General features: G+C 59.5%; 15 protein-coding genes. 8 read left to right on the top strand and 7 right to left on the bottom strand.

The window, feature by feature from the left end:
* Positions 1 to 13: 13 nt before the first annotated feature.
* Positions 14 to 307, bottom strand: coding sequence for a hypothetical protein (locus tag EJ576_RS22220; RefSeq protein WP_010211879.1), 294 nt, complete (start codon positions 305 to 307; stop codon positions 14 to 16).
* A gap of 58 nt (positions 308 to 365) precedes the next feature.
* The gene (locus tag EJ576_RS22225) at positions 366 to 971 is read right to left on the bottom strand and encodes an arylesterase (protein ID WP_126571116.1); all 606 of its coding nucleotides are present in this window, start codon (positions 969 to 971) and stop codon (positions 366 to 368) included.
* Positions 972 to 981: 10 nt separating this feature from the next.
* Here EJ576_RS22225 and EJ576_RS22230 point away from each other — a divergent pair, with 10 nt between their 5' ends.
* Together EJ576_RS22230 and EJ576_RS22235 are read left to right on the top strand one after the other, a co-directional pair.
* Entirely contained in the window at positions 982 to 1665 is a 684-nt protein-coding gene (locus EJ576_RS22230) for an ABC transporter ATP-binding protein (protein ID WP_005786391.1), read from the top strand.
* Positions 1665 to 4175 carry an ABC transporter permease gene (locus tag EJ576_RS22235; RefSeq protein WP_126571117.1) on the top strand — a complete coding sequence of 837 codons (2511 nt, stop codon included), beginning with the start codon at positions 1665 to 1667 and terminating at the stop codon, positions 4173 to 4175. Before EJ576_RS22230 ends, EJ576_RS22235 begins: the two co-directional genes overlap by 1 nt.
* A gap of 43 nt (positions 4176 to 4218) precedes the next feature.
* Here the strand turns inward: EJ576_RS22235 and greB are convergent, their stop codons facing one another.
* Positions 4219 to 4692 carry a transcription elongation factor GreB gene (gene greB, locus EJ576_RS22240; RefSeq protein ID WP_016972352.1) on the bottom strand — a complete coding sequence of 158 codons (474 nt, stop codon included), beginning with the start codon at positions 4690 to 4692 and terminating at the stop codon, positions 4219 to 4221.
* Between the two features lie 113 nt (positions 4693 to 4805).
* Entirely contained in the window at positions 4806 to 5795 is a 990-nt protein-coding gene (locus EJ576_RS22245; RefSeq protein ID WP_122725142.1) for a hypothetical protein, read from the bottom strand.
* A gap of 218 nt (positions 5796 to 6013) precedes the next feature.
* On the opposite strand from EJ576_RS22245, the gene EJ576_RS22250 reads away from it, so the two are divergent.
* From EJ576_RS22250 to EJ576_RS22260, 3 genes are read left to right on the top strand one after another with little or no spacing between them, the layout of a single operon-like run.
* Positions 6014 to 6940, top strand: coding sequence for an ABC transporter ATP-binding protein (locus EJ576_RS22250; protein WP_126571124.1), 927 nt, complete (start codon positions 6014 to 6016; stop codon positions 6938 to 6940).
* Entirely contained in the window at positions 6937 to 7662 is a 726-nt protein-coding gene (locus EJ576_RS22255) for an ABC transporter permease (RefSeq protein ID WP_123476920.1), read from the top strand. Before EJ576_RS22250 ends, EJ576_RS22255 begins: the two co-directional genes overlap by 4 nt.
* A 15-nt stretch (positions 7663 to 7677) precedes the next feature.
* Positions 7678 to 9408: a Gldg family protein gene (locus EJ576_RS22260; RefSeq protein ID WP_126571118.1), complete on the top strand. Its 1731-nt coding sequence runs from the start codon at positions 7678 to 7680 to the stop codon at positions 9406 to 9408.
* Positions 9409 to 9412: 4 nt separating this feature from the next.
* Here EJ576_RS22260 and EJ576_RS22265 read toward each other — a convergent pair whose 3' ends face one another.
* The 3 genes from EJ576_RS22265 to EJ576_RS22275 form a co-directional block, all read right to left on the bottom strand.
* Complete coding sequence (locus EJ576_RS22265; protein WP_016975361.1) at positions 9413 to 9721, bottom strand: hypothetical protein; 309 nt, start codon at positions 9719 to 9721, stop codon at positions 9413 to 9415.
* A gap of 247 nt (positions 9722 to 9968) precedes the next feature.
* Positions 9969 to 10403: a DoxX family protein gene (locus EJ576_RS22270; protein ID WP_028615629.1), complete on the bottom strand. Its 435-nt coding sequence runs from the start codon at positions 10401 to 10403 to the stop codon at positions 9969 to 9971.
* Positions 10404 to 10506: 103 nt separating this feature from the next.
* Positions 10507 to 11928 carry a transglycosylase SLT domain-containing protein gene (locus EJ576_RS22275; RefSeq protein ID WP_126571119.1) on the bottom strand — a complete coding sequence of 474 codons (1422 nt, stop codon included), beginning with the start codon at positions 11926 to 11928 and terminating at the stop codon, positions 10507 to 10509.
* 236 nt (positions 11929 to 12164) lie between these two features.
* Here EJ576_RS22275 and EJ576_RS22280 point away from each other — a divergent pair, with 236 nt between their 5' ends.
* The 3 genes from EJ576_RS22280 to EJ576_RS22290 all read left to right on the top strand — a co-directional run.
* A complete protein-coding gene (locus tag EJ576_RS22280; protein ID WP_122725132.1) occupies positions 12165 to 12971 on the top strand; it encodes a TatD family hydrolase in 807 nt (268 codons plus the stop codon).
* A gap of 96 nt (positions 12972 to 13067) precedes the next feature.
* Positions 13068 to 14549 (top strand): methyl-accepting chemotaxis protein, encoded by a 1482-nt coding sequence (locus EJ576_RS22285; RefSeq protein WP_126571120.1) that lies wholly within the window; start codon positions 13068 to 13070, stop codon positions 14547 to 14549.
* A gap of 198 nt (positions 14550 to 14747) precedes the next feature.
* The coding region (locus tag EJ576_RS22290; protein ID WP_256656634.1) for a DUF6531 domain-containing protein at positions 14748 to 16212 on the top strand (1465 nt) is incomplete at its 3' end.

Below are 16212 nucleotides of genomic sequence, written 5' to 3' on the forward strand. Positions count from 1 at the left end.
TTCTAGCTGCCCCCTACAACTCGAAACGCAGTTCCGGCCAGATCGGCGGCGTGCCCCGCTTCTGGGACTCCAGGATAGCGCGGCACAAAGGGCACAGGCGCTGGTCCTGGAAGATCGAACGATCGACCCGCGACCAACGCGGTTGCGCAGGCAATAATGTGCCGCACAGTGTGCGATCAATGGAGCCGCCCAGTTCCAGTTGACGCGCCACCAGATGCACCCGCACTTCCTGGCAGGCGAACAGATCCAGCTGCTCGTCCGGCTCGATCAGTTGGTAGTTAAACAGGGACCAGGCAGGACGCGACATCAGGGGCTCCAAATCGGGGGGGCGCCACCTTAGCCGAAAGCCTGCCGGTAGAAAAGCGTCATAGCAGCGGTTTTAGCGTCGGCCAGACATTTTCCAGCAACTTGCCCTGAGCACCGACCGCCGGGTGCAGTTGATCGGCCTGCATCAGCTCCGGGTGCCCGCCCACGCCATCCAGAAAAAACGGCACCAGCGGAACGTTTTTTTCCTTGGCCAGCACACCATAGACTTTGGCAAATGCAGTGGTGTATCGCTGGCCATAATTGGGTGGCAACTGCATCCCCAACAACAACACCTTGGCCCCGCCGGCCTTGGACTGGTCAATCATCGACGCAAGATTTTGTTGCAATTGCGCAGGCGGCTGCCCGCGCAGGCCATCGTTACCGCCCAGCTCGATCACCACCACGTCCGGCTTATGCTCTGCAAGCGCCGCCGGCAGCCGCGCCAGGCCTCCGGCACTGGTGTCGCCACTGATGGAGGCATTGACCACTTTATCGTCGAAACCTTCCTGCTTGAGCCGTTGCTGCAAAAGGGCAACCCAGCCTTTGCTGGTATCCAGGCCGAAACCTGCACTGATACTATCGCCAACGATCAGGACCGTACCCGCCGCTGCGTTCTGGGCCATGCACATCAAGGCCAGGCCAGCACTCAAAAACCACATTCGCATCGGATTCTCCATGGGCGCAAGCATTCTCACCGCGCGGAACCTTAGCAAAGTGGTTCCCAGCGCGGAAGGTGAACTGACTATCCTGCACGAACTGAGCCTGGAACTGAACAAGGGCGATAGCCTGGCTATCGTCGGCAGCTCCGGCTCCGGCAAATCCACCCTCCTCGGCCTGCTGGCCGGCCTCGACTTGCCCAGCAGCGGCGAAGTCACCCTGGCTGGACAGGCGCTCAGTACCCTCGACGAAGACCAGCGCGCGCGCATCCGTGCCGAGCACGTAGGGTTCGTGTTCCAGTCCTTCCAACTGCTCGACAGCCTCAACGCGCTGGAAAACGTCATGCTGCCGCTGGAGCTGGACGGCCGCAAAGACGCCCGCGAACGCGCCCGGCACCTGCTGGAACGTGTCGGCCTGGGCCAACGCCTGACTCACTCGCCACGCCAACTCTCCGGTGGCGAGCAACAACGGGTAGCCATTGCCCGCGCCTTTGCCGCGGAGCCGGACGTGCTGTTTGCCGATGAACCCACCGGCAACCTCGACAGCCACACCGGCGAGCGGATCAGCGACCTGCTGTTCGAACTCAACAAAGAGAGCGGCACGACCTTGGTACTGGTCACCCACGACGAGCGCCTGGCCCATCGTTGCCGACGCCTGATCCGCCTTGAAGCCGGCCTGATGGTCGCGCCCCTGGAGCCTTGATGGCACGTTTGCCGCTATTGCGCCTGTTCAGCCTTGCCATGCGCCAACTGCTGCGCGACGCCCGCGCCGGTGAATTGCGCGTGTTGTTCTTCGCCTTGCTGGTGGCCGTGGCCGCCAGCACCGCCATCGGCTATTTCGGTGCGCGCCTCAATGGTGCGATGCTGTTGCGCGCCACCGAGTTCCTCGGTGCCGACCTGGTACTTGAAGGCAGCTCGCCAGCACGGCCAGAGCAAATCCGCTCAGGCACTGAACTGGGCCTGGATCACGCCCGCGTCGTGGAATTTTCCAGCGTCATTGCCACCGATAACGGCATCCAGCTCTCCAGCATCAAGGCGGTCAACGAGCAGTACCCGCTGCGCGGCGAACTGAAAAGCGCGGCTGCGCCCTTTGGTGATGAAACCCCAGGCGGCGGACCGAAACCCGGTGAAGCCTGGGTGGAAGCGCGACTGCTGACGGCACTGGACCTCAAGGTCGGCGACAGCATCGATGTGGGCATGAAGACACTGCGCCTGGCCCGCGTGCTGACCTACGAGCCGGACCGTGCCGGCAACTTCTACAGCCTCACGCCGAGAGTGATGATCAATCTGGCAGACTTGGACGCCACCGGTGTGGTGCAGCCCGGCAGCCGCGTGAGTTATCGCGAACTGTGGCGCGGGCCGCAGGGCAGCACCGTGCTGCAGACCTATCGTGACCTGGTCAAGCCGGGGCTCGCCGCAAACCAACGCTTGCAGGACTCCCGGGACGGCAACCAGCAGATCGGCGGTGCCTTGGGCAAGGCCGAGCGTTACCTGAACATGGCCAGCCTGGTGGCAGTGCTGTTGGCCGGTGTGGCCGTGGCGCTGTCGGCCAATCGCTTCGCCACCCGACGCTTCGACGCCAGTGCCTTGCTGCGTTGCCTGGGATTGTCGCGACGTGAAGCCATGTTGCTGTTCAGCCTGCAACTGAGCGTACTGGGACTGCTGGCGAGCCTCACCGGTGCCCTGCTCGGCTGGCTGGCGCAGTTTGGCCTGTTCTATTTCCTCCATGACCTGCTGCCGGCAGACGTACCTCCCGGCGGGCTGCTACCGGCAATCGCCGGGATCGGCACCGGGCTGGTCGCCCTCGCCGGCTTCGCCCTACCGCCCCTGGCTGCACTGGGTCGCGTGCCACCGCTGCGGGTCTTGCGGCGCGACCTGCTGCCGATCCCTTCCAGTACCTGGATGGTCTATGGCGCGGCGCTGTTTGCCTTGGGCCTGATCATGTGGCGCCTGAGCCTCGACCTGGTGCTGACCTTCGCCCTGCTCGGCGGCGGCGTGGTGGCTGCGCTGGTACTCGGCGGCCTGCTCCTGCTGCTGTTACAAAGCCTGCGCCGCTTGCTGGCGCGCGCCTCGTTGCCGTGGCGACTGGGCCTGGGCCAACTGTTGCGTCATCCACTGGCGGCAGCTGGTCAATCCCTGGCATTCGGTTTGATCCTGCTCTCCATGGGCTTGATCGCCCTGCTGCGTGGCGAGCTGCTCGACACCTGGCAAAACCAACTGCCCAAGGACGCCCCCAACTATTTCGCCTTGAATATCCTGCCGGCCGACAAGGACACGTTCGGCGCCCGCCTGCTGGAACTGCAGGCACAGTCCGCGCCTTTGTATCCGGTGGTGCCAGGTCGTTTGATCAGTATCAATGGCGAGCCCGTGCAGGAAATCGTCAGCAAGGACTCCAGCGGCGATCGCGCGGTACAACGTGACCTGAGCCTGACCTGGGCTGCCGACCTGCCACCAGGCAACGCCCTGACCGCCGGTTCGTGGTGGTCACAGCAACCCACCGATGAAATCCCCGGCGTATCGGTCGAGGCCAAGGTGGCGCAAAGCCTCAAGCTCAAACTCGATGATCACCTGGTGTTCACGGTAGGCGGGGAAAACCGTGAAGCGCGGGTGACCAGCCTGCGGACCATCAACTGGGATAACTTCCAGCCCAACTTCTTCATGATTTTCCAACCAGGCACCTTGAAGGACCTGCCCGCCACCTACCTGACCAGCTTTTACCTGGCGCCTGGGCACGACCAGCAGATCGTCGACCTGTCCCGTGCTTTCCCGGCGGTGACCATCCTGCAAGTCGAGGCACTCTTGGAGCAGTTGCGCAGCATCCTCGCCCAAGTGACCCTGGCGGTGGAATACGTACTGCTGTTTGTCCTGGCGGCGGGAATGGCGGTGTTGTTCTCCGGCCTCCAAGCCACCCTCGATGAGCGTATCCGCCAAGGGGCGCTGCTACGTGCACTGGGCGCGGAACGCAAGCTGCTGGTCAAGGCCAGGCGTATCGAGTTCGGTTTGCTGGGTGCCGTGAGTGGCCTGCTCGCCGCGCTGGGGACCGAGCTGGTGACCTTTGTACTGTATCGCTATGCGTTTGACCTGGCCTGGCAGCCTCATCCGTGGCTGTTGTTACTGCCGGTAATCGGTGCCGTATTGATCGGCGGTGCCGGTGTATTCGGCACCCGCCGCGCACTCAACGCCAGCCCGCTGACCGTGCTACGCGAAGGATGAAACAGTCGGCCCGCGTTCATCACTGAACGCGGGCCGATTTTGCTCACTTCACATACTCAATGCCGGTGATCCACCAGCACACTTCTCCACCCGGGGTCTGCACGATGGCCTCATCGTCTACTTCCTTGCGCAACAACGCACGGGCCATGGGTGAGTCGATGGAGATGTAGTCCATGCGATCATAAATTTCGTCATATCCGACGATGCGAAATCGTTTGGTCTCACCCTGCTCGTTCTCGATGTCCACCCAGGCGCCGAAGAACACCTTGCCCTCTTGCTCGGGCATGTACTCCACCACCCGCATGTCTTCCAGGCGCTTGCGCAGGTAACGCACGCGACGGTCGATCTCACGCAGCAGTTTCTTGTTGTACTGGTAATCGGCGTTTTCGCTGCGATCTCCCAGCGAGGCCGCCCAGGTCACTTTGCGCGTGGTGTCCGGGCGCTTTTCGCGCCACAGGTAATCCAGCTCCTTCTTCAGCGCTTCATGACCCTCTTTGGTAATCAGCTTGGTACTCAAACGCTTACATCCCCAGGCAGTGTCCACAGGTGCCGATACGCCCGGATTTCAAACCCGGCCTTCGGCTGGCTGGCGTTGATGATAAATGAACCCGTGAAAGTAGCCAGACCAGTCTAGTTATCCAACACCTGGTCCAGCTCAAGCAGCATGCCCCGCAGGTTCTGTCGCAAGCCCGACACGTGCGACGTCATCACCTTCAAAGACTCTGTTCTCTGGCTGACCGCGAGCGACTGTTCTTGCAGTTGAGTGATGCGCTGCTCCAGTGCTCGAACCTTCTCTTCCAACTGGCCTTGCTCCTGCTGCAATCGCGCCTGCCATTGCTCAAGTGCCGCCTCCCGTTCGATTGCCGCGAGTTTTTGCTGGGTCAACTCTTGGGCTACACGGGCAAGGTTGGTCAACGTGCTGTCCACTTCGAACAACGTGCTGTGGTCCGCGGCTGGCGAGTGCTTCGGTGGCGCAGGTACATCGAGTTCAGGCTGGATAGCAGGTGAGGCGTGCGCCCTGACGATGGGCGCTTCGACAGGCCTCTGTCGAATCTCCTCAACGGGATGTTCATCCACAGGCGTATGGGGAGTCTCGGATCCTCTGCCCCCTCTAGCAGGAGGGGAGGTCATTTGCGACGAGAAACGAATGGACGGCACGATCACTGAAGCGTTTTCAATCGCCGGCAGTGTCGGCGCAGACATGCCCAGGGTGATCACCTTCATCACCAGCGCCTTCTTGATGATTACCGAATGATGGTCCTCGGGCCTGGCAGGCGGCAGCTTGCAGCCTTTCAAGTCGACAAAATGATAGGGCACCTGGGTTTCCGTCACTCCGCCCGCCTTCATCCCCGAAGCGGCCAACGTCAGAATTTGCTTAAACACATGCAACGCCAACTGCAAATCTTCTCGTGACTCAACTCCACCCAGGAAGTATCGGTCAACTTTCTTACGTAACGAGGCGATATAAACCCTGGAACTTTCCGGTTCTACTTCCTCATCCAGACTATAGACAAGAAAGTTGGAGGCCGTCTGACCTACGGCAAAGCCACAGAGCAATGCACCGTTAACCGGAGCATCTTGGCCATCGCGTTCAAGAACAAGGGTACGTAGCAGCATCATGCTATTAGGCCTCACTGAGCAGGGCAGAAAATTTATCTAAATAACAAATAAACATTCAAAAATTGGACATTCCGCAACCTATCACATTGTTTCAGCGGCCTGCCCAACCGGCGCGTAGGACTTCTCTTATTAAGAGTTATCGGCGTTCCCAAAAACGGCCATTACCCGTACCCTTTTTTAACGCCCCCTACGTCATGCCAAACTTTTTCGGTAAAAAAATGATCGAAATAAGCAATCTGACAAAACACACGGGTAACACAACTATACTCAGCGACCTTTCATTCAGCGCCAATCAACAAGAATGCCTGGGATTGTTCGGGAAGGATCATAGGACCAAAACAACTCTGCTCGACCTAATGGCAGGTTCAACGCAGCCGTCCAGCGGTTATATAAACATCCAGGGTTTGGATATCCAAACCCGTGCACTTAAAGCAAAGCAACTCGTTGGCTATCAACTGTCCATGGACCTTGGCCACCCAACGATGTCCGTCAAAGTGTTCCTTGGATTCATCGCCGCCGTTCGCGGCTTCCACGGCGCCGAAAAACGCGCGCGGCTGGAACAGACTGTGGCGCGACTGGATCTGTTTCCGGTGCTCGATGCCCCCCTCGATGCCCTCTCCATCGGCTGGAAGCGCAAAGTCGCCATCGCCCAGGCCGTCCTGCATAGCCCTGCCTTGTTACTGCTGGATGAGCCAACCGAAGGACTCGCACCTGAACAGAAGCATTCCTTCAGGGCACTTATCCAGTCATTGACGCAAGAAATGACAGTGATCATCGCCTCTCGTCACTGCGATGAACTGTCCGAGTTGTGCACACGCGCACTCGTCATCGCGGGCGGTCGCCTGGTCGCCGACACCCCACTGCCCGATCTACAACGCGACTCACGTCATTTCCAGGCAGTGACCCTGGCCGCGGACACTCCACTGGATCTGCTGGCCTTGGCCGTACTGCCCGGCGTGGCAGGCATCGAAGAGCATCGACATGCACCCGGTACAGTGACGGTACTCGCCATGCCGGGGCACACCATCTATCCCCATATCAACACGCTGATTGCCAGTCGCCGCTGGAAAATCAACTCATTGAGCCTGGAACCAGGTCGCCTGAATGATGTGGTCCACCACCTGAGCCAGGAGGCGCCCCTTTGAAACTACTGCCCATCATTTTAAAGCGCCAGCTCGCCAGCTATGCCAGCACACCCAGTACTTACCTGCACATTGCCGTCTTTCTCATCCTGTCAGTGACACTGGCAAGATACATGAGCCAGTGGCCGGAACAGAACAGCAGTGACTTGCAGGTATTCTTCCAATTTCACCCCTGGTTGTACTTATTGCTGATTCCCGCCTTGGCCACGCGACTCTGGGCGGATGAGTGCAGTGCAGGGTTTCTCGGGCTGATGAAAACCATGCCCATCACCAGCTATGAATGGGTGATTGGAAAATTCCTCGCTGCCTGGCTGGTGGTAGGCACAGCCCTATTGCTGATGCTTCCTCTCGTCATCATTGCCAATTACTTGGGCAGGATCGATAACAGCGTTATTGCTTCGCAATTTTTCGCAAGTTGGTTGCTGGCGGGAAGTTATCTGTCGGTCGGTTGTTTTATCTGTACGCTTGTACGCCAGCGCACGGTTATCTTCGCACTGACCCTGGGCTTGCTTCTGACAGCCAGTGGTCTTTCTTCCATCTTGGACTCACTTGAACATCAAGCGCCTATCGGATTAATCGACAGCTTGGCAGCCCTCAGCCCTACTTTGCGATTCAGCAGCATCGATGATGGGAAACTCACACTTCGTGACACGCTTTACTTCATCAGTATGATCCTCGCCTTTCTCACTGCGACGATAGTCAAACTCAACTATAAACACAGCTGAGAAGGGAAATCCTCAATGCGGTCCTCGCTGCGCACCAGCATGACACTCGCCGTCACCTTCCTGCTTTTCCTGGCGTTCAACCTGGTTTGGATAGGCAAACTTCCTGATATACGGTGGGATCTTTCTGAACACAAAATTCATACCTTCGCGCCTGCGGTAAAACAGCTGCTCACTACGCTGGAAGACCCGGTGGACTTGTATTACTTCAACTCCAGCAACGACCCGAAAAGAAGCTACGCGGTGCAACGCTACAGCAAGCGTATTGAAGACCTGCTCAAGGAGTACGAGATAACGGCCAACGGCATGATTAACCTGCACCTTATTGAGCCGGCCCCTTTTTCGGAGGATGCCTATAAAGCCCGACTGTCCGGGTTAGACGACAATGCTGGGTTTCTCGGCCTTATCGGCACCCGTGTTGGTCACGGTGTACGACGTATTGGCTCCTTCAGCCTCGACCAGGAGCCCTTGCTTGAGTATGAAATCGGTCATCTGCTGTATAAATTGCAGCACCCCGAGCGCCCGGTCATTGCGCTATTGTCGGGAGTGGCGATGGACAAATCCGCAAGCCGGCTGTTGCAGGAACTGCAGCAGGAATTCGACCTGGTCAATCTGGAACCGGCTGCCGCATCCGTCCCCCAGCAGATCAAAACACTGATGGTCGTGCACCCTCAGGCGTTGCCTGAGCGAACTGTGTATGCCATTGAACAATTTGTATTGAAGGGCGGCAGGTTGATGATGTTTATCGACCCTTTGACTGAGCAACGCCCAAACCTCCCTCCAAGCAACACTCGGCTGAGCGAGTTGCTGGCCGCCTGGGGTATCCAGATGCCGGCGGACCAGTTGGTGGTGGACGACGTCTACACGCCAAGGGAGACACAGGGCGCGCCCAATCAGGTCCGATTGAACCTGCCTCGACAGGCAATGAACACCCATGACATCAGCACATGGAACCTCAGCAGGGTGACGGTATTGAGCAGTGGCACCCTCTCCCCCCTGAGCAAGAGCCGCACGACCTTCACCCCGCTCCTGCAAAGTTCCGAACAGTCTGTCCTGTTGGACGCTAATGGCCTCACAAGCGCGGCTGCGATCGACGCATTGATTGAAGAGGCATCGAAGCAAGAACGACAGCATGTGATTGCTGCGCGTATCGAGGGGCCGAGCTATTCGGTGTTTCCCGATGGCATCAAGGGGCAGCCGCCCGGTTTGCAGAAAGCGGCACAGATTCATGTTGTAGTGGTTGCCGATACGGACATGCTCATGGATAAGGTCAACGATTCGGCGCCCGACGGCAACGCGTTGTTTGTCTTGAATACCCTCGACAATCTGTCCGTCCCCGACACACTCGCCGCCATTCGTCCGCGCGCGCCTCGGGAAGCGTCGCCAAACAGGTTGGAGAGCATGCGCAACGTCGCGAAACAGGCCTATCGTCTGAAAGCCGGCGAGCTGGAGCGGCGCCTGCAACGCACTGAGCAGGAATGGCAGCGGCTTAGTCCGTGGACAACCGCCCTTGGCACCCAGCCAGTGGACACCACCACTCAGTTGCAGGCACTCAACAAGGAACGCCTGCGCTTGCCCATGGAGCTGCATACCCTGGAGCACGAAGCCTATGCCCAGGTGCGTCGATTGGAGTGGGTTATAAAACTGACGGTGACCTTTGCGATACCCGTGACCTTATGCCTGATCGCCTGGCTGGTCTTTCTGGGCCAACGCCGTCGCCGGCTTAAAGCCGGCAACCTCATTCACTGAACGCTCAACGACGGGCGATCAGCCCTTGCCGGGCAATGCGGGTCAACTGACGGATGACCTCATCGGCGTCGCCAGCACTGGGCGCCTGGATTACCGCAAGGTCAAAACTGTTGCTGGCAAACCGCGCAAGAGAATCGCCATCTTCGACAAACTGGATCAGGAACGCGGATGGTCGGCCCGTACGACGCGGCCAGCCGTCCAGGTAGCGCAACAGCGTCGGCTGGTGCTTGCCGCCCAAGAGAATTTTAGGATTGCGTTGAGTGAGGTCCGCGGTGATCGGGGCCAGGCGTATCAGGGGGCGTAGTGCATTCATTGTGTCGTGTCTCTGCCTCAAAAGTCTGCGGGCAGGTGAGAGGCAACACCGAACCAGCGCTTTAGCGGAATTTCGAAGCATGGAACATGCTTCTGTCGGGACCGATAACGATCACCCATGGCGCCCCGCAATTAGCTGTTTAAATCGGCGCATGAGCGGCATCCTAGAGAAGCCGGTGGGGCGGTGTCAAGAATCCCGATCAGCAAAAAGCCCGCACAGGGCGGGCCTCTTGAAGGTTCTACGGGGATCAGTTGGCGATGGCGCGATCCGCAGACAGCTTGCCGGCACCTTCCAGCAGTACCGCCAGCGAGCCACCGAGCAAGGCCAGGGCGAACTCATAACCGTTGTTGGCCATGAACAGGCCGTTATGGATGTGCACCGAGAAGATCGCCACCAGCGACAGAATGGTCAGGCCCAATGCCGCAGGCCGAGCCAGCAGGCCGATGATCAGAGCCAAACCAGCAAAGAATTCGGTGCCGCCCGACAGCAATGCCATCAGGGTACCTGGCGCCAGGCCAATGCTTTCCATCCACTGGGCAGTACCCGCCAGGCCGTAGCCGCCAAACCAGCCAAAGAGTTTTTGCGAACCGTGGGCGGCAAAGATTATGCCGACAACGATGCGTAGAATGGTCAGGCCGTAACCGGCGCGGGTGGACAGGATGCTTTTGATCAGTGGGCTCATCGTGATAATCCTTTTCTAAGTAGGGGTTGGTTGGCCGCTATATTAATCAGTTTAGGCAATGATAAAAGCCGAAAAAATGCCTGATTAACATCGATAAAATCGATTACTTCCGTGAGGCGATTTTCGGCGTTGGCGGCTCCAGAGACTCCCGCTCCCGATCGAACGCCAAATAGTACTTGTTGACGCTATTAACATAGCTGACGCCGCCCATACCTACCTGCTCCATGGCAATCCGCTCAACCTGGAAGAACCACTGATTGGGGTTCAGCCCCCGGCGCTTGGCTTCGGTGCGCATACCCTGCACCCGCTCCGGCCCCATGTTGTAGGCCGCCAGCACAAACGCCATGCGCTCGCGCTCGTTGAGCTTGGGGCTGGCGAAGAACTTGCGGCGGATCATCGCCAAGTAGCGCGCGCCCGCCTGCACGTTACTGTCGAGGCTCTCGATATTGTTGACTCCCACTCGCTGCGCTGCCGAGGGCGTGATCTGCATCAGGCCGGTGGGACCGCCACTGTTGCGGGCGCCAGGATCAAGCGCCGACTCTTTGAAAGCGAGTGCCGCCAGGTTCAGCCAATCCATGCCCTGCTCACGGGCGTGCTTTTGCAACACCGGGCGCAGTTTTTCCAGGCGCTGACGGTCGACGCGGGCCAGTGGATTGCGTACTTGATAGAGGCGACGGTAGATACGTTGGAACGCCACATCCTGGTCGGAAGGCGTCCGGTAGGTCTTGAGGAATCGATCAATACTGGCCCGCAGCATTGAGGCATCCTGGCGCACGAACCAGTACTCGTCGCCCGGCTCGCTGATCGCCACCTGCTTATCGAAGCGCAACTTGGGCAAGATTTTCGACCAGCGTTCAGCAATCGGCTTTTCAACAATCGTCAGATGAAAAATGCCGGCCTGGACCATTTCCAGTACATCTTCCACCGCCAGTGTCGGGTCCACCCACTCCACTTTCACCGGCGGTTGCTTGTGCAGGGCCAGTTTCTGGTTGACCTGGCTGATGGCGTCCGACGCTGCGCTGCCGGTGGTCAATGCCAGGGTGCGACCGGACAGTTGTTCCAATTTGGTGAAACGCCGCTCGCCCTTCACACCCACCAGCCAGAGCGGTACATCGCTGACAATCGGGTCGCTGGTGCTGATCTTGTGCGCGGCCTTCACATCGAGCAATTCACCCGGCGCCACCAGGTCGCCTTCACCACGGGCCAGCGCGCCGAGCAACTGGTCCTTGGCCTTGGGAATGATCTTGAGGTTGATTTCCTGGCCATCGCGGGCATGACCATTGAGGTATTGCTCGAAAGCGCGCAGGCGATGGTATTCGACACCAATAGCCTGGCCCTGGACCTCGCCAGAACTGTTACGGCTCTGGTTGACCAATACGCGCAGGGTGCGGCTGGAGCGAATCTCCGCCAGGTCACGGACCTTGCTGGGCTTGGTGACTTCCAGCGGCCCGTCCAGACGCGCGACCGCCGCCATGGGCAGCAGCAACGTCAGGCACAACATAAGCAACGCCGAGGGTCGGATCATCCGCTCTCCGGAAAAGAATACTGGCCAACGCCTCGCGAAAAACGAGGCGGTGGGAGTCAGAAACAGAGCGCTTTATGCGCTGGCAAGGCGCGCAACGGTGGCAGGGTGAAAGGCGGCTGGCCGACCACAATGTCACTTGCGACGTTCAAAGACAGCTATAACTCTTTGTAGTTCTTCGTTTTTCTTATAAATCTACAGCTCTGATATGCTTTCCGGCCGCAGGCGGAGATAGCACCATGCAACTCATTGATATCGGCGTCAACCTGACCAACCCCAGTTTCGACGAGAAGCACCAGGCGGTACTCGACCGCGCCTATGCCGCCGGCGTACAGCAATTAGTGCTCACCGGCACCAGCATCGAGGGCAGCGAACAGGCCCTGGCGTTGTGCGAAAAACTCGATGACAGCGGCCAACGCCTGTTCAGCACCGCCGGCATCCACCCCCACTCCGCCAGCGATTGGAACGGCGACAGCGCCCAGCGTCTGCGCGCTTTGCTCAGCGAAAGCCGCGTGCGTGCGGTGGGTGAATGCGGGCTGGACTTCAACCGGGACTTTTCCCCGCGCCCGCAGCAAGAAAAAGTCCTGGAAGAACACCTGGCCCTGGCCGTCGAGCTGAAATTGCCGGTGTTTCTCCACGAACGTGACGCCAACCAGCGCCTGCTGGAAATTCTCAAGGACTACCGCGACCACCTCACCGCCGCCGTGGTGCATTGCTTCACCGGTGAACAGGCGGCGTTGTTCAGCTACCTCGACCTCGACTTGCACATCGGCATCACCGGCTGGATTTGCGACGAACGCCGTGGGACACACCTGCATCCACTGGTAAGGGAAATCCCCCGTGACCGTCTGATGCTGGAGAGCGACGCCCCCTATCTGCTGCCACGCACCCTGCGCCCCAAACCGAAAAATGGCCGGAATGAGCCGGCATATCTGCCGGAAGTCCTGCGCGAAGTCGCCCTGCACCGCAACGAAAGCATGGAAGACCTCGCCCGTAACAGCACGGCATGCGCCCGCCGCTTCTTTGGGCTGCCTGAAGTGGATTGATGCGGCGCATTGACCCACGTCAAAACCGTCTCCCTGAATAGCGGCACAATAATGGCACCTTGCCAATGCTGTTTCCGCTATCAGAGAAAACCTTCCATGGGTGCCTGGCTTAGCAATATCTCGCTGAAATACAAATTCTGGGCCGTCAACGCGGTCGCCTTCATTACTACCCTGCTGCTGGTGCTGTATGCCGTGCAGCTTGAACAACAGGCGCGCAGCACAGCCTCCCACGCCTCTGCGCAGGCACAAGCGCGGCTGCTTGACGCCTGGCCGGCTGGGGAAGCACTGCCTAAAGGCGAGCACTGGCTGTCGTTCAAACGCGGCCAAGTCCCACAACTGGCCGACCAGGATCTGTCAGCCCTGGGCAGCGCCACGGGCTGGATCGAGCTCAATCACATGCCTGTGTTCGGCGAGAACCCGCTGATGGGCGCCGAAGTCGTCGCCCGCCCTGATGGTCAATATGCTGCCGTCCTTGCCTACGCGCCCAGCCTGAGCCAGGTGTTCGAAGAACGCTTCGCCAACTATGCGGTAGCGGTCATGATCCTGATGCTGGCGATGCTCGGTGCCTCGCAACTGCTGATCCGCTTCCTGCTCAGCCAACTCAACACTCTCAAGGACGTGATGCTGCACGTAGAGAAAACCGGCGACCTGTCGGCCCGCGTGCCCTTGGCGTGCAAGGACGAAGTCGGCCAGATGGCCAGCGCGTTCAACGCGATGCAGGCCGGCTACCAGAGAGTGGTCAGCACCGTAGCGCGTACTGCCCAACAGCTGGACGACGGCGCCGCGCGCCTCGCCAGCAGCATGAACGAGGTGCAACACGGCATGCTCGGCCAGCAAAGCGAAACCGACCAGGCCGCCACCGCCATCAACGAAATGACTGCAACGGTTTATCACATTGCCCAGCACGCAGGCGCCACAAGGGATCTGTCCCAGACCGCCGACACCCTTGCCGGTAGCGGCCAGGAAGTGGTCACCCGCGTGCAACGTTCGATTGCCGGCCTGTCCACCGGTGTGCAACAAACCGCCGAAATGATTCAGAAGCTCGCCGAGGACAGCCAGAAAATCAACGGCGTGGTCAGCGTGATCCACAGCATCGCCGAGCAAACCAACCTGCTCGCCCTCAACGCCGCCATCGAGGCCGCCCGCGCCGGGGAAATGGGCCGTGGCTTTGCCGTGGTCGCCGACGAAGTGCGCAACCTGGCCAAGCGCGTGCAAAGTTCCACCGACGAAATCACCCGCATGGTCTCGGCCCTGCAAGCCGGCACCCGCGACGCGGTGGACTTCATGCAGGAAAGCTCGTTCAAGGCCGACGACTGCGTGCAGCAGGCCCAGGAAGCGGGCGCCGCCCTCGCCGAAATCACCGGTGCCGTGGCGCAGATGCGCGAAAGCAACACCCAGATCGCTGTCGCCGCCGAACAGCAAAGCCACGTGGCCGAAGAAATGAACCGCGCGGTCGTCAGCATTCGCGACGTAACCGAGAACACCGTGCAGCAGACCGTGAACTCGGCGACCACCAGCAATGAACTGGCCACCCTGGCCGGGGAGTTGAGCAAAGCGATTGGGCAGTTGAAGCTGTAGGACTGTTCACCCTGTAATCCACCGCCTACAACACAGCCTCGGTTTGCCCGAAGTTTTGGCGAAACTTCCTAGCCCTCCCGGCGAATAACGCCGACTTCTTTTCTCAGCCAACCTCTCCAAAGTCTCTCGCCTGACCAATCAGCGCGAGGGACCGCCGATGCACCTTTCTATCAGTGCCCCACTCAATGGGGCCGTTTCATGATTCCGGTTATTGCGCAATTCGTCCTGTCGCCCATGAATGCCGAAAAGCCGGACGTGGAAAGCGTCTTTCGTGACTTCAGCGCGTGCCTGAGCTCATTTGACGAATGGGCCGAGAGTTTCTGGAGCGGCTCGGCGCTGGACGTGGAGCAGGTGTTCAAGGTCGGCCAGGAAGTTTCCCTCGTCGCTCCCGCGTCTTCCAAAAAACCCAATCGCACGGTGGCCGTTTGCAAGGCCCAGGGCTCGTTGACCCTGGTGCATATGTTTGAAAGCACGCGGTTTGTGCCCATCGGCAATACGCCGGTGATGCTGCAAGCCATCGGGTCGGATGGCACGCCATTCGGTGACCCTATCCGTCGAACCATCGACGCCAGCGGCATTCTTGAAGTCAACGATTGCGTCCGCGACCAGCGTTACCAGATCACTTTTTATCCCAACGTTTCCAAGGCACACGTCAAAGCGCTGTATGCGTCTTATCAGTCGGTGATCGACGGGCTGGAACAGCGCTTGCGTGATGAATGGACGAAGACCTTCAAACCGCGATGGAAGGACTTCGCCAACGCCACGCCGTTCGAGCGCAGTGCGATGCAAGGCGTGGCGTTGGCGGGTGGGATTGGCAAGGCGCTCTACAACCTCTGGGATAACGTCACACAGCTGTACGACCTGTTGGCGGACCTCAAGGCCAATAGCGAGAAGTTGCTGAAGTACATCACCCAGGTCGAGCTGGACGAGCTACTGAAACTGGGCAAGGACGCCATCGCCCATGGCCTGCTGGTGCTCAGCGATGAGCCGCTGCTGTTCATCTATCTGTCGGCAATGGTCGCCTGGATACGCATGCTACCGCCGCCGGATATGTATGAACTGGTGGGCGAGATTACCGGCGAGATTCTGATCAATCTGTTTTTGATCTGGGCGACGCGGGGCATGGGCGTGCAGGTTCGGCTGGGTATGCAGGTGTTGGGGCATATCAAGTCGGGTCGGGTGCGCAAGTGGCTGGCGATGTTGGCCGATCAGTTGGTTGGGCCTCGGTTGGACGCGCATGTCGAAACGACCAAGCCGCTGTTGCTGGGTAGCCCGGCGACACCGATTCGGACGGTTCCGGATGTGCCGTTGAAGGCTGGGGATCAGGTGGTTTCCAACGCGGTGCCGGTGGTGCGGGACAAGTCCCAGCGGACGGTGTTGGTGCGCCAGGAACATGTGGATGATGCGCCAGCTTCTGCTCGAAACCCGGCTGGGGATGCGGCTGATTCTTCGGACAAGACGGCCACCAACGGCTGCCCGGTGTCGATGGTCACGGGCGAGGAGCTGCTGACGCTCACCGATGGCGCGCTGGACGGGATCTTGCCGTTTGAGTGGACCCGGTTGTATCGCACCAGCGCGGTGGAAGTGGATTGTGGGTTGGGGTTTGGTTGGAGTCACTCGCTGGCGCATCGGTTGAGTGTTTCCGGGGATTCGGTGGTGTGGA

It is taken from the genome of Pseudomonas sp. C 49-2, assembly GCF_003970195.1.
Lineage (GTDB): Bacteria > Pseudomonadota > Gammaproteobacteria > Pseudomonadales > Pseudomonadaceae > Aquipseudomonas > Aquipseudomonas canadensis.